The following is a 13,230-nucleotide window of genomic DNA, read 5'->3' as shown; positions in this document are numbered from 1 at the left end:
GTTCATCCTTGTCCGGTGATTTGCACTCAGGTGTGTGGGTACCAGTGAACCGCTGAGTCGAGATGAATGTGTTTGTGCTTTTCTGGGGTGAAGGGCGTATCGAGCGTAGCCAACGCGATGGAAACCCAGTCGGTGAACTCGCCCTGTGAGCGCGACCAGAACAAGGATGAGCCGCATCGTGCGCAGAAGGTGCGCAGTACCGATTCGGAAGAGGGGTATTCGGTGAGGCAGTCAGCCCCTTCCAGTATTCGCAGTGCACCGCGAGGCACGCTGCCGTAAGTGGCGAACAGCGCACCATGTCCCTTGCGGCACTGGCTGCAATGGCAATGGCTGACCGCCTTTGGCGCGGTCTGCAATTCATAGCGTACCGCCGTGCACAGGCAGCTGCCTTGGTAGGTATCGTTCATTTGATCATTTCCAGCCTTGAGCCTGGTGCTTGCGAGGGGCTCGACGAAGGGGTTGTAGCGCGGTTGAGATTGAGCGCCGCTGTGCGGCGCATCGCGGATGAATCCGCTCCTACAGGCCAGGGTTGCCAGCTCGAAATATAGCGTCGTGCCAACAAGGCGGACAATCATGCCCTGTGTGTAGGAGCGGATTCATCCGCGATGCGGCGCGTAGCGGCGCTCGATCCCAACAGTGCTGCAAGGCTACAGCCCGCCAATACGGCACCCCACGACGAAACCCGCGCCAAGGGTCATAATCCCCCCTTAATCACCATCCTGTGCAATGCCAGCTTCCCCACCCCAGGAGACTTCCCCATGCACGTTCTGCTCTGCGAGGACGACGACCTGATCGCCAGCGGCATCTGCGCCGGGCTCTCGGCCCAGGGCCTGACCGTGGACCGGGTGGCGAGCGCGTCGCAGGCGCGGCAGATGCTCCAGGCTGCGCAGTTCGACGTGATGATCCTCGACCTGGGGCTGCCCGACGAAGATGGCCTGAAACTGTTGCGCCGCCTGCGCCAGCAGGGCGAAACGCTGCCGGTGCTGGTGCTGACCGCGCGCGACGCGGTCACCGACCGGGTCGATGGCTTGCAGGCGGGAGCCGACGATTACCTGCTCAAACCGTTCGACCTGCGCGAACTGGCGGCGCGCCTGCACACCCTGCTGCGGCGGGTGGCGGGGCGGGCGGTCAACGTGATCGAGCATGGGCCGCTGTGCTACGACCCGAGCAGCTGTGTAGCGACCCTGGCCGGCGCGCCGGTGGACTTGTCGCGTCGCGAGCAGGCGTTGCTCCAGGCGCTGCTGCAGAACCCGGGGCGGGTGTTGTCCAGTGAGCAGTTGAAAGATTGCGTGTACGGCTTCAGCGACGAGGTCGAAAGCAACGCCCTCAACGTGCATATCCACCATCTGCGCCGCAAGCTGGGCAACGGCATTGTCGAGACCGTGCGTGGCCTGGGCTATCGCCTGGGGCCGGCGCAGGCGCCGCAGGAGGCGTCGTCGTGAGCTTGCGCGTTCGCCTGTCGCTGATCCTGGGTAGCGCCTTCATCGTCATCTGGGTGCTGGCGGCGGCGTGGATGCTGCGCGACCTGCGTCAGCAGATGATGTTCTCCCTCGATCAGCGCCTGGTGGCGTCGGCACGCATGGTCGCCGGACTGATCGACCAGTTGCCGCAGCCATTGACGGCCAAGGGGCAGGACGCGCACTTCTCCGCGGACCAGTTCAGCGTGCCGGATGGCATGGCCTGCCAGGTGAGCTCGCTGCGCGGCGAGATCCTGGCCAGCAACCACAAGCATGACGGCACGATGGACGACCAGCGCAGCGGCTTCCGCGACCAGACCATCGACGGTGCCTCGTGGCGCACTTTCACCTACAACCATGGCGATGTGCGTATCACCACTGCCGACCGCCACCAGGAGCGCGAGGCGCTGAACCAGTCGATCCTGCTGGCGGCGTCGGCGCCGGTGCTGATGGCGCTGCTGGGTAGCCTGGGGTTGCTGTGGATCGGCCTGGGCAAGGGCCTCGAACCGCTCAACCGCATGCGCGACGCCTTGCGCAGGCGGCGCGCCGACAGTGTCGAGCCGTTGCAGGTGGCCGGCCTGCCCAGCGAGCTGCAACCGTTGCTCGATACCCAGAACCAGCTGTTTCTGCGTATCGCCCAGACCATCGAGCGCGAGCGCCGGCTCACCGACGACGCCGCTCACGAGCTGCGCAGCCCGCTGACCGCGATCAAGACCCACCTGCAGGTGGCGCGGATGACCGACGGCGCGGTGCGCGAGCAGGCCTTGGAGCATGCCGAGCAGGGCACTGACCGGATGCACCGTACGCTGGAGCAGTTGCTGATGTTGGCGCGCGTCGAGGGCAGCCTGTCGTTCGACGACGGCGTGCAGTGCAGCGCCGAGCAAGTGGCGCTACAGGCGATCCAGGATGCCGGTGGGGGCGACAACCGGCGCATCCTCCTGCGCTTGCCGGAGGATGCCGCCAAGGTCTACCTCGGGATGCCGGCGCCACTGGCGGTGGCGGCCTTGCGCAACCTGCTGGACAACGCCCTGCGCCATGGTGGTGATGCGGCGGTGGAGCTGGAGGTGCAGGCACTGGACGGGCAGGTGGACTTCCTGGTGCGCGACCATGGGCCGGGGATTGCGCAGGAGGACCTGCAGCACCTGACCGAGCGCTTCTGGCGCAATGGCCAGAGTGGTGGGTGTGGGTTGGGGTTGGCGATTGTCCAGGCGATCGTCCAACGTTGTGCGGGAAGCCTGCGTTTCGACAGCCAGGCCGATGGTTTGCGGGTGAGGTTGCAGGTGCCAGCGCGTTCGGGCGCTTGAGTGTGCATGCATGGCTCTGGCCAGGAAAAGTTCGTGGGAGCGGGCTTGGCATGATTGTTGAGTCAGCGCTGCGCAGCCATCACAAATACCACACCAGCCGCTAAATCCTTCCCTCGCTGAAGCGTTTTCCAAGCGATGACCACCCGACACACATCCGGTTACAGGGCGCGTGGCGGGCACTTTCGCTTGCTTGCGAGGACTTTTCCGATGTCGACCGTTTCCAGCCTTGCCCAGGCGCTGCCGGCCTGTGCGCCGCAGGCCCTGTACGAATTCGCGGACTCGCCGCTGCTGCTGCGCCAGCAGCAACAAGAGTCCAACGCCCGCAGCTACCCGCGACGCATCCCGCTGGCGCTCAAGCGTGCCCGTGGCATTCACGTGGAGGATGTCGAGGGCCGGCAGTTCATCGACTGCCTGGCGGGTGCCGGCACCCTGGCCTTGGGCCACAACCATCCCGTAGTGGTCGAGGCAATCCAGCGCGTGCTGGCCGATGAGCTGCCCCTGCACACGCTGGACCTGACCACGCCGGTCAAGGATCAGTTCGTCCAGGACCTGTTCGGCCTGCTGCCCGAGGCGCTGCGCCGCGAGGCGAAGATCCAGTTCTGCGGCCCCACCGGCACCGATGCCGTGGAAGCGGCGCTCAAGCTGGTGCGCACCGCCACCGGGCGCAGCACGGTACTGGCGTTCCAGGGCGGCTACCACGGCATGACCCAGGGCGCCCTGAGCCTGATGGGCAGCCTGGGGCCGAAGAAGCCGCTGGGTGCGCTGCTGAGCAATGGCGTGCAGTTCCTGCCTTACCCCTACGACTACCGTTGCCCGTTCGGCCTGGGTGGCGAGGCTGGCGTGCGCGCCAACCTGCACTACCTGGAGAACCTGCTGAATGACCCTGAGGCCGGCGTGGCCTTGCCGGCGGCGGTGATCGTCGAGGTGGTGCAGGGCGAGGGCGGGGTGATCCCGGCCGACATCGAGTGGCTGCGTGGCCTGCGTCGGATCACCGAGCAGGCCGGCGTGGCGCTGATCGTCGACGAGATTCAGAGCGGTTTCGCCCGTACCGGCAAGATGTTTGCCTTCGAGCACGCCGGGATCGTGCCGGATGTGGTCACCTTGTCCAAGGCCATCGGTGGCAGCCTGCCGCTGGCGGTGATGGTCTACCGCGACTGGCTCGATAAATGGTCGCCGGGTGCCCATGCGGGTACTTTCCGGGGTAACCAGATGGCCATGGCGGCGGGGTCGGCAGTGATGGGCTACCTGGTCGAACACCGCCTCTGCGAGCATGCCGAAGCCATGGGGCAGCGCCTGCGTGGGCACCTGCTGCGTCTGCAGCGGGATTACTCGCAGTTGGGGGATATCCGTGGGCGTGGGTTGATGCTGGGTGTCGAGCTGGTCGACCCGGAGGGCGAGGTCGATGCCCTGGGCCATCCACCGGCTTGCCGGGTCCTGGCGCCCAAGGTGCAGCGTGAATGCCTGCGCCGTGGTTTGATTCTCGAGTTGGGCGGCCGGCATGGCGCGGTGGTGCGTTTCCTGCCGCCGCTGATCATCAGTGCCGAGCAGATCGACGAGGTCGCCGGGCGATTCGCCGAGGCCGTGGCCGCCGCGGTCAACTGACGCCGCGCACCCCACCCTGTAGGAGCCAGCAAGCTGGCCCCTACAGGAAGCGGCGCATCAATCGAATGTGCGGCCGTCGCGCCAGTAGCCCATCAATGTCAGGTTTTCTCGGGGTAGCCCGCGCTCCTTGATCAGGAACCGACGAATGTCCATCACCGTCGCCGACTCGCCGGCGACCCAGGCGTAGAAGTCGCCACTCTCGCCACTCGCCAGTTCCCAGAGTATGCGCTGGTCGATGTCCACATCCTCCAGTTCCACCGATGCGCTGGCGCGGATGACGGGCAGGCTGGCCAGTTCACGCACGGCATGCTGCATGCCGTGGCCGTGCGCGCAGCGCAGCAGGTCCCGGGGTAGCCAGTGCAGGCGAGTGGCGGGGCTGTGTCGCAGGGCAAGGCAGTCCTCTTCCAGGGGCACCTCGATGAACGCTTCCACGGGCAGGTCGGCGGCGTCCTGCGCCAGGTGCTCGAGGATGCCGGCGATGGCCGGCAGGGCGGTTTCGTCGCCAATCAGCAGGATACGTTGGGCGCTGCGTGGTGGCTTCCATTCGTAACCCCCCGGATCTTCGGTATAGGCCAGGTTCGGCGCGACCATCTGCAGCCGGTCGCCGACCTTGGCCCGGGTCGCCCAGGCCGACGCCGGCCCGTTCACGCCATGCAGCACGAAATCCACGTCCACCTCGCAGGCTTCACGGCGCAGGTCGCGGATGGTGTAGGTGCGCATGGGGGGTGTGTCCTGAGGGGCAAGGTCGCGACGCGCCTGCTGCCATTGGCCGTCCTTGGGCAGGCGTGGCGGTTGCCCGGCGGGCGTTGGGAAGAACAATTTGATGCGCTGGTCCGGGGCCAGGGTGTGCATGTGCGCCACCTCCGGGCCGCCGAAGACGAAACGGCACATTGAAGGGCTCAGCGGCTCGATGGCTTTCACGTCGATATCGAAGATCCGGTAGGGGGTCGCCTTGGTGGGGCGAATCAACCGGGAGAGCAGGGAGGTCATGGTCGTACCTCTGTTGGTAGGGGGTACTGATCAGACGAGTCCGCGCGGGCTTGAATTAGGCTTGCCCGGCGGGCGCTAAATTTTCAGCCCCAGCCTACGTCCTAGCTTGGATAGACACCGCAGCATGGCGGGAATGGACTGAGGCGCAATGACAATTTCTCGACGAGGATTCATCGCGGGCCTGGCCGTGGCGGGCGCCACCGGCACGGCTGCCTACTACGCGCACAAGAAGCTGACCCATGACCCGGAGGACGACATCGTCACACCCGGTGAGGCGAGCGTCGAGCTGGCCGATTATTCCGGCCAGGTGCTGGCGGATCGGTTGCGTGGCGTCTGGGACCTGCGCCTCGAAGGCGTCGACGCCGGCATGGAGGGGTTGCCCGCCGAGGGCCTGGAGGTGTTTTTCGATGTGGCCACCAAGGGGCGTGGCTTGCGCGGTTACGTCGATACCGGTGAGCGTTTGCGTGGTGACGGGGAACCCGCCTACCGCGTGCTGGGCGACCTGGTCGGCGCCAGTTCGCGTGAAGTGCGCTGGCGCCTGGTCGACACGCGCGGCCGCTCGGTCTACGAATGCGTGGCCAGCCTGGACGAGGTGTGGGGCCGTTTCGCCAACGCGGGCACGGGCACCTTGAGCGGGCGCCTGCAGCGCCTGGACCGCCCGCTGACCATGCCCCTGTTGGACAACCGTTTCGTCGCGGTCAAGCGCCTGTTTCCCGAGGCCCGCGAGCGGCTCGTCTATACCCCGCAGATGCAGGCCTGGGTGATTGGCGCCGAACACCGTCTGTTCCACCAGCTGTGGCACGCGACCCGGGACAAATGGCATCGCCTGTCGGAGCAGAAACAGAATGCCCTGCGCGGCCTGGGCTGGCAGCCCGGCCCAAGGGATCGCGAACGTGACGCCCGTGGCCCGCGCAAGCACCGCAACGGTTCCGGCATCGACTTCCTGTTCATGCACCGGCACATGCTGATGTACGCGCGTACCTTGCAGGATTTGCCTTCCTGGCCGCGCTTTCCGCTGCCGCAACCGAACGTCGAGTTCGATCGCCAAGGCTTTGCCCGTTACCACGACAACCACGATGGCTATTGCGTGCCGCCGGCCTGGCAGGCGCCGGGTGACGATGCCTATGGCCAGTGGGTGTCGGCAATCAAGGCCAGCGAGACTTTTTGCGGCAACTTCCAGGTCTGGGAGTCGCAGTACCAGGACCCGGTGTACCTGTCGAAGCTGTCATTGGGGGCCTTCGGTTCGGAGCTGGAGATGACCCTGCACGACTGGTTGCACATGTGCTGGGCGTCGGTGCCGCGCGACCCGAACAATGCCGCGCCCGTGCCGTTCGCCCGCGATCAGGCGGACTTCGCCGCGCGCTGGTTCGAGCCTGAGAATGACTTCCTGGGCGACCCGTTCTCGTCTCACGTCAACCCGGTGTTCTGGGGTTTCCATGGCTGGATCGACGACCGCATCGACGACTGGTTCCGTGCTCACGAGCGCTACCATCCCGGCCAGGTGCGCAGGCAGGACGTCAACGGCGTGCCCTGGTTCGCGCTGGGGCGCTGGGTGGAGGTCGACGACCCCTGGCTGGGGCCGGACACCCATGGCTGCAGCACCCAGCCCGGCACGCGCCCGGGCAAGTCGGTGGAGATGGACGTCGAGACCATGAAGCTGGCTTTGCGTATCACCTTTGGCGAGGACGACAAGATCGACGGCTTCCTGCGCAAGGTGCCGCAGCGGCCGTGGTATGCGCGGCACCTGTCGTTGAAGAACATTGTTTCCTGAGGGCGGCCTTCAGGCCGCTGACGCTGTTCGAGCTGTGCCGTATTGACTGTGCCGGCCCGGCGCCTACAGGGACAGTACTGATTCCGAAATTGGCGCAGTGCCTGTGGGAGCGGGTTTACCCGCGAACACCGGCATGGCCGGTGCCATGCACCGCGTCGTATTCTTGGCGGGTAAGCCCGCTCCGGCAGAGGATCACTGCCAGGCTTTCAAGCCTTCGGCACTTGCCACCCGCCCCCCAGCGCCTTGTACAACGCCACGCTCCCCTGCAATCGCGCCAGGCGCAGTTGCGCCTGCTGGTCCTGCGCCAGGTACAGCGCGCGCTGGGTCTCGAGGACCGTCAGCAGGGTCTCGGCCCCGGCTGCATAGCGTTGCTGCGCCAGGTCGAAGGCCAGGCGCGCCTGTTCCACTTCCTGGTCTTGCCATTGGCGCTGGCGTTCCACGCCACTGATGGCGTTCAGGGCCTTTTCCACATCGGCGAAACCCGCCAGGATGCTGGCCCGGTAATTCTCCAGCAGCTCTTGCTGTTCGGCGCGGGCCAGGTCCCGGGCTGCGCTCAGTCGGCGATTGTTGAAAATGGGCGCGGTGAGCCCGGCGGTGAGGGTGTAATAGGGGCTGTCGCCAAGATTGGCGAAGGTTCGCGCGCCACTGCCCAGCGTCGCCCCCAGCACCAGGCGCGGCAGCATGGCGGCCCTGGCCACCTGGACGTTGGCGCTGGCCGCCGCCAGGCGCGACTCGGCGGCGGCGATGTCCGGGCGCCGTCCGAGCAGCTCGCTGGGTACGCCGCTGCCGATGCCGGGCCAGCGCAGTGCGTCGATTGTCTCGTTGCTGGCGGGCAGGGCTTGCACCGGATCGCCCAGCAGCGTGGCCAGGGAGACGCGGTTGTCCTGTCGGCGCTGTTCGAGCAGGGGTAGCTGTCGCTCTTGAGCGGCTACCAGGCTACGTTGCTGAGCCAACTCCAGGCGCGTGGCCGAGCCTGAGCGCTCACGGGCTTCCACCAGCCCGAGCACATCCTTGGCGTTTTCCAGGTTCAGGCGGGCAATACGCAGTTGCTCTTCCAGGGCCAAACCCTGCAAGTAGCTGTCGGCTACGGCACCGCTCAGGGTCAGCTCGACGACCTGGCGATCGAAGCGGCTGGCGTCCAGACTGCGCAGGGCACTGTCACGGGTGGCGCGCAGACCACCCCAGAAATCGATTTCGTAACTGGCACTCAGGCGGACGCCGAATGAGGTACTCGTGCGTTCGCGGCTGCTGGCATCGAGCTGGTCGTTGCCTTCGCCGCGCAGCAAGCGCTGGCGGGAGCCATCCAGGCCGGACTTCACTTCGGGCATCAAGGGCGCCCCGGCGATCACTGCGCTGGCCTGGGCCTGGCGCACCCGTGCCGCCGCGGCGGCAAGGTCGTGGCTGTTCTGACGGGCACGCTCGACCAGGCGATCCAGCTCGGTACTGGCGAACGCCTGCCACCATTGCGGGTCCGGCAAGGGCTGCGCCGGGTCGGTCATGCCTTGCCAGGTGGGTGGTGCGTCGATGCCCGCCGCAGGTGGCGGCGGGGTACTGCAGGCGGCGAGGCAAAGGCTGAGGCTCAACAGGCTGATACGGCTGGGGATTGTCATGGGTTATTCGCTGGTAAGGGCTTTGACCGGGTCGAGGCGGGCGGCCTTGCGCGCCGGCATGAAGCCGAACACCACGCCGGTGATCACCGCGCAGGCGAAGGCGCCGAGGATGGCGGGCAGGGCGAAGGCCACGGCGATATCGGCCAGCAGCAAGCCGCCGCCGACCAGCAGGGCGATGCCGATGCCGGTGACGCCGCCGACCATCGACAGCATCACCGCCTCGGTGAGGAACTGGCGCAGGATGTCGCGCTGGCGGGCGCCGGTGGCCATGCGGATGCCGATCTCGCGGGTGCGTTCGCGCACGGTCATGAGCATGATGTTCATCACCCCGATGCCGCCGACCAGCAGCGAGATCGCGGCGATCGCCCCGAGCATCAGCGACAGGCTGTTCTGGGTGCGGGCCTCGGCCTGGATCAGCGCGGCGTCGTTGGTCAGTTCGAAATCGTGCTTGCCCTGGTGGCGCTGGCGCAGCAGGCGGTCGATGGCGGCCTCGGTATCGTTCACCCGGCGCGAGTCGATGGCGGCGATGGCCACGTACTCCGGGTCTTGGCTGCCAAACAGGCGAATGGATGCGGCGGAGTAGGGCACGACGATGCGCTCGTCGCTGTCCTCGCTGCCGGAGCTGGCGCCCTTGGCCGCGAGGACACCGACCACCTGGAAGGGCACGTTGCCAATCAGCAGGTATTGCCCCAGCGGGTTGCTGCCTTCGCCGAACATCTTGCTGCGCACCTTCTGACCGATCACGGCCACCGCGGCGCCGCTGGCTTCGTCGGCTTCGCTGAAGAATGTGCCTTCGACCACCGGCCAATTGAAAATGGCGGGGAACCAGGTGTTGTTGCCGCCGACATAGAACCTCTGGCTACTGTTGCCCTGGCGTACCATCAACTGGCCGCCGATCACCGGCATGACATGCAGCACTTGCGGCAGTTCGCCGATCGCCGCGACATCGTCGAGGGTGACGATGCCGCCGGGTTCCTGGGCGGTGGCACGTTTGCCGTTGAGGTAGAGGATGTTGGAGCCGAACGCCGCCATCTGCGCCATCACCTGACGCTTGCTGCCTTCACCCACTGCCAGCATGACCACCACCGAAGCCACGCCGATGATGATGCCGAGCAGCGTCAGGGCAGTACGGAAGCGGTTGATCCACATGACCCGCCAGGCCGCCTGCAGGGCCTCGAACATCTCGCCTTTCCAGGCGCCCTTGAGGATGGCGCCGCGGTCCAGGCGCTGGCGCAGGTCATTGGCTTGCAGTTGTTCGGGTTGTGCCGGCGAAGGTTGCGCGGCGGCCGAATCGCTGACCATCAGGCCGTCGCGGATCTCGATGATGCGTTGCGCGCGCGCCGCCACTTCACGGTCGTGGGTGATGAGGATGATCACATGGCCCTGGCTGGCCAGTTCGTCGAGCAGGGCCATGACCTCGGCCCCGCTATGGCTGTCCAGGGCGCCGGTGGGTTCGTCGGCAAGAATGATATGGCCGCCATTCATCAAGGCCCGGGCAATCGACACGCGTTGTTGCTGGCCGCCGGAAAGCTGGTGCGGACGGTTGCCAGTGCGACTGGCCAGGCCCAGGCGGTCGAGCAGGGCAAGGGCACGGGCGTGGCGCTCGGCGGGCGGCGTGCCGGCATAGATCGCCGGCATCTCGACGTTCTCCTGGGCCGAGCCCGAAGGGATCAAGTGGTAGCCCTGGAACACGAAACCGAACGCCTCGCGGCGCAGCCAGGCCAGTTCGTCGCTGTCCAGTTCCGCCACATCGCGGCCGGCGAAACGGTAGCTGCCGGACGTGGGGCGGTCGAGGCAGCCGAGGATGTTCATCAGCGTGGACTTGCCGGAGCCCGAGGCGCCGACGATGGCGACGAATTCGCCCGGGTGGATGCTCAGGCTGATGCCGCGCAGCACTTCCACCTTGGGCGAATCGATACCGCCGTACGCCTTGCGGATATCGCACAGCTCGATCAGGGGCGCGCCCATGTCAGCCTCCGCTGGCGATAGGCGCGCCGATGATCAGGCGTTCGCCTTCGCGCAGGCCGTCGAGGATCTGCACGCGCAACCGGTCGCTCAGCCCGGTGCGCACCTGGCGCGCCTCGACCTTGCCATCAGCGTTGAGCACCTGGGCCAGGCGCAGCTCGCTGCCGGGCGTTTCGTCGAGCGCCGCCAGCGGGGCGCTGAGCACCTGGCTGGCCTGGCCGGCGACGAAGAACACCTGGGTGGTCATCTCGGCCATCAGGGCGCCGTCGGGGTTCTCGACATCCAGCAGCACGGTGTATTGCACCACCTTGCTGGCGCTGGTGCCGGCCGTGGCGCTGGCCGGGCTGCCGCTGCCCTGGCCGGACTGCTCCAGTGGCTTGGGCGGGATCGGCAGGATCTGCCTGACGGTGCTGCTCCAGCGCCGCTTGCCACCGGCCAGGGTGGTGAAGTAGGCGGTCATGCCGGGTTTGACCTTGCCGATGTCCGCCTCGGAGACCTGGGCCCAGACGGTCATCGGCGACAGTTTGGCTATGCGCAGGATCAACGGTGTCTGCTGCTGGGCATTGAGGGTTTGCCCCTCGCGGGCATCCACCGCCACCACGGTACCGTCCATGGGGGCGTAGATACGGGTGTAGCCCAACTCCGCCTCGTCGCTGCGCAGGCTGGCTTGGGCCTGACGGATCTGGGCCTGGTACATGTCGATACGCGCCTGGGTCACTTTCAGTTGGGCCTGGGCTGCCTGCAGGTCTTCCTGGCGCGTGGCGCCAGCGGCGGCCAGGTCGTGCTGGCGCTGATACTGCTGCTGGGCGAGGACGAACTGGGCGCGTTGCTCGGCGAGCTGGGCCTTGAGGTTTTCGATCGAGAAACGCCCGGCATCCAGCTTGGCCTGCTGGGTGGAGGGGTCTATCTCGACCAGCAGTTGGCCCTGACGCACTTCATCGCCGGCTTGCGCATGCAACTTGCGGATCTGTCCGGACGCCTGGGCGCCGACATCGACATAGCGCATGGGTTGCAGGGTGCCCAATGCCGTGATGCTGCTCTCGATGTCGGCGCGGGTCACCGGCACGGTGCTGACGGTGGCGCCGCCGAAGGGCAGGGCCTTCCAGGCCAGCAGGCTGCCCAGGCCAAGCAGGCCCAGTGTGGCATAGGCCAGGCGGCGAGTATTGGATGTGCGAGTCATGCGGACTTCCAGCCGGAGGGAGTGGCCGAGGACGGCAGGGCGCGTTCCCGGGGGTGCCAGTTAAACGAATGCCAGGCAGGGCGATTTAACGGCGGTAGTGGCTGAACTCTGTGTTGCTGAGAATAATTATAATTTGTAAGATCGCACGCTGATATCATCCAGACCCGCGCCCTGCAGGTCAGTGCGTGTGCGGGGGAACGCCAGGTGCCGTCGTGGAACATTACTATCGCGAATTGGTGAGTTTCCTTTCCGCACGCCTGGGCAATCGCCAGGCTGCGGAGGATGTCGCCCATGACGCTTACCTGCGGGTGCTGGAGCGTAGCGAAGGCGAGCAGATCGAACATCCGCGCGCTTTTCTCTACCGCACGGCCCTGAACCTGGTGGTCGATCGTCATCGCCGGCACCAGGTCCGCCAGGCCGAGCCGCTGGAAATACTCGACAGTGACGAGCGCTGGCACAGCCCGGCCCCGGTACAGGGCATGCAACTCGACCAGCGCATGGCCTTGATGCAGCGCGCCCTGAATGAGTTGAGCGCGCAATGCCGCGACAGTTTCCTGCTGCGCAAGATCGACGGCCTGTCCCATCAGCAGATCGCCGAGCGCCTGGGCATTTCCCGCAGCCTGGTGGAAAAGCACATCGTCAATGCCATGAAGCACTGCCGCGTGCGCATGCGCCTCTGGGAATCCTGAATACCCCGTGAAGCGCGGGTGAAAATTTCCTGTAGTGGCAACTTGATTTCTGGATGTTTCAAGACAACTATCAATAAAGACCCCGCTCAGGCGCTGCGCCTGACGTTTGCCTTCACGGGCGCAGTTCGGTCATGGAGCCTCATTCATAACCTTGCTGCCTGGGCCCGGACGATGCCGAACAAGACCTTGCGCATCCTCATCGCGGATGAGCACCCCGACCAGCGGCTGCAGCTGGAAAAACTGCTCAATGGCCTGGGCTACTACCGCATTGCCCCGGTGGAGAGCTTCGACGACCTGCAGCGTCTGGTGCACAGTGCCCTGCAGCCGTTCAACCTGCTGGTCGGCAACATCGAGCTGGCCAGCCACGCGGGAGTCGACCTGGCGCGTTTCTGCCGGGTCAGCGCGCAGATCCAGCATGCCTTGCTCTACCACTCCCTGAAGCTGAAGATCCCGGCCGTGCCGGTGGGCGAGCGCCAGGCCGTGAGCGTCAGTCTGCCCGGGGTGCCCGACAACCAGGCCATGGAGACGTTCATGGCGATCATCGACATGCCGCTGAAGGTCGGTGAGATACCATTGCCGCCGAGCCTGGCCGGCGGCAATGGTTACCCCAAGCGACGGATGAACTTCGCCCAGACGGTGTTCAGCCGCTCTTCTTGAGCCCG

The 13,230-nt window shown here is 66.3% G+C and carries 11 protein-coding genes; 6 read left to right on the top strand and 5 right to left on the bottom strand.

Features of this window, described 5'->3' with window-relative positions; genetic code table 11:
- Nucleotides 1-26: 26 nt before the first annotated feature.
- Entirely contained in the window at nt 27-407 is a 381-nt protein-coding gene (locus JYG34_RS17490) for a GFA family protein (protein WP_213661209.1), read from the bottom strand.
- A gap of 351 nt (nt 408-758) precedes the next feature.
- Between JYG34_RS17490 and JYG34_RS17485 the strand changes: the two genes are divergently transcribed.
- From JYG34_RS17485 to JYG34_RS17475, 3 genes are all read left to right on the top strand, one after another.
- Complete coding sequence (locus tag JYG34_RS17485; RefSeq protein ID WP_213657619.1) at nt 759-1,442, top strand: response regulator; 684 nt, start codon at nt 759-761, stop codon at nt 1,440-1,442.
- Complete coding sequence (locus JYG34_RS17480) at nt 1,439-2,761, top strand: ATP-binding protein (RefSeq protein ID WP_011534776.1); 1,323 nt, start codon at nt 1,439-1,441, stop codon at nt 2,759-2,761. The genes JYG34_RS17485 and JYG34_RS17480 overlap by 4 nt, the downstream gene beginning before the upstream one ends.
- 207 nt (nt 2,762-2,968) lie before the next feature.
- A complete protein-coding gene (locus tag JYG34_RS17475; RefSeq protein WP_213657618.1) occupies nt 2,969-4,363 on the top strand; it encodes an aspartate aminotransferase family protein in 1,395 nt (464 codons plus the stop codon).
- Between the two features lie 57 nt (nt 4,364-4,420).
- Here the strand turns inward: JYG34_RS17475 and JYG34_RS17470 are convergent, their stop codons facing one another.
- Complete coding sequence (locus JYG34_RS17470) at nt 4,421-5,353, bottom strand: siderophore-interacting protein (RefSeq protein ID WP_213657617.1); 933 nt, start codon at nt 5,351-5,353, stop codon at nt 4,421-4,423.
- Between the two features lie 148 nt (nt 5,354-5,501).
- Between JYG34_RS17470 and pvdP the strand changes: the two genes are divergently transcribed.
- Entirely contained in the window at nt 5,502-7,124 is a 1,623-nt protein-coding gene (gene pvdP / locus JYG34_RS17465; RefSeq protein WP_213657616.1) for a pyoverdine maturation tyrosinase PvdP, read from the top strand.
- Between the two features lie 206 nt (nt 7,125-7,330).
- Here the strand turns inward: pvdP and JYG34_RS17460 are convergent, their stop codons facing one another.
- The 3 genes from JYG34_RS17460 to JYG34_RS17450 are packed head-to-tail and all read right to left on the bottom strand — an operon-like array spanning nt 7,331 to nt 11,879.
- Nucleotides 7,331-8,734 (bottom strand): efflux transporter outer membrane subunit, encoded by a 1,404-nt coding sequence (locus tag JYG34_RS17460; protein WP_213657615.1) that lies wholly within the window; start codon nt 8,732-8,734, stop codon nt 7,331-7,333.
- Between the two features lie 3 nt (nt 8,735-8,737).
- Entirely contained in the window at nt 8,738-10,702 is a 1,965-nt protein-coding gene (locus JYG34_RS17455; protein WP_213657614.1) for a MacB family efflux pump subunit, read from the bottom strand.
- 1 nt (nt 10,703) lies between these two features.
- A complete protein-coding gene (locus tag JYG34_RS17450) occupies nt 10,704-11,879 on the bottom strand; it encodes an efflux RND transporter periplasmic adaptor subunit (RefSeq protein ID WP_213657613.1) in 1,176 nt (391 codons plus the stop codon).
- Nucleotides 11,880-12,091: 212 nt separating this feature from the next.
- On the opposite strand from JYG34_RS17450, the gene JYG34_RS17445 reads away from it, so the two are divergent.
- Nucleotides 12,092-12,568 carry a sigma-70 family RNA polymerase sigma factor gene (locus tag JYG34_RS17445; RefSeq protein ID WP_213657612.1) on the top strand — a complete coding sequence of 159 codons (477 nt, stop codon included), beginning with the start codon at nt 12,092-12,094 and terminating at the stop codon, nt 12,566-12,568.
- A 171-nt stretch (nt 12,569-12,739) separates the two neighbouring features.
- The gene (locus tag JYG34_RS17440; RefSeq protein WP_213657611.1) at nt 12,740-13,225 is read left to right on the top strand and encodes a histidine kinase; all 486 of its coding nucleotides are present in this window, start codon (nt 12,740-12,742) and stop codon (nt 13,223-13,225) included.
- Nucleotides 13,226-13,230: the final 5 nt, after the last annotated feature.

This window comes from Pseudomonas entomophila, from assembly GCF_018417595.1.
Classification (GTDB): Bacteria; Pseudomonadota; Gammaproteobacteria; order Pseudomonadales; family Pseudomonadaceae; genus Aquipseudomonas; species Aquipseudomonas entomophila_C.
The sequence above is the reverse complement of the archived record's forward strand: the minus strand, read 5'-3'. Positions and strand labels throughout refer to the sequence as shown.

Excerpts from the sequence above, each read along its gene's own strand:
- JYG34_RS17490 (WP_213661209.1), bottom strand. The coding sequence starts at position 407 with ATGAACGATACCTACCAAGGCAGCTGCCTGTGCACGGCGGTACGCTAT.
- JYG34_RS17485 (WP_213657619.1), top strand. The coding sequence starts at position 759 with ATGCACGTTCTGCTCTGCGAGGACGACGACCTGATCGCCAGCGGCATC.
- JYG34_RS17455 (WP_213657614.1), bottom strand. The coding sequence starts at position 10,702 with ATGGGCGCGCCCCTGATCGAGCTGTGCGATATCCGCAAGGCGTACGGC.
- JYG34_RS17475 (WP_213657618.1), top strand. The coding sequence starts at position 2,969 with ATGTCGACCGTTTCCAGCCTTGCCCAGGCGCTGCCGGCCTGTGCGCCG.
- JYG34_RS17450 (WP_213657613.1), bottom strand. The coding sequence starts at position 11,879 with ATGACTCGCACATCCAATACTCGCCGCCTGGCCTATGCCACACTGGGC.
- JYG34_RS17470 (WP_213657617.1), bottom strand. The coding sequence starts at position 5,353 with ATGACCTCCCTGCTCTCCCGGTTGATTCGCCCCACCAAGGCGACCCCC.
- pvdP (WP_213657616.1), top strand. The coding sequence starts at position 5,502 with ATGACAATTTCTCGACGAGGATTCATCGCGGGCCTGGCCGTGGCGGGC.
- JYG34_RS17460 (WP_213657615.1), bottom strand. The coding sequence starts at position 8,734 with ATGACAATCCCCAGCCGTATCAGCCTGTTGAGCCTCAGCCTTTGCCTC.
- JYG34_RS17440 (WP_213657611.1), top strand. The coding sequence starts at position 12,740 with ATGCCGAACAAGACCTTGCGCATCCTCATCGCGGATGAGCACCCCGAC.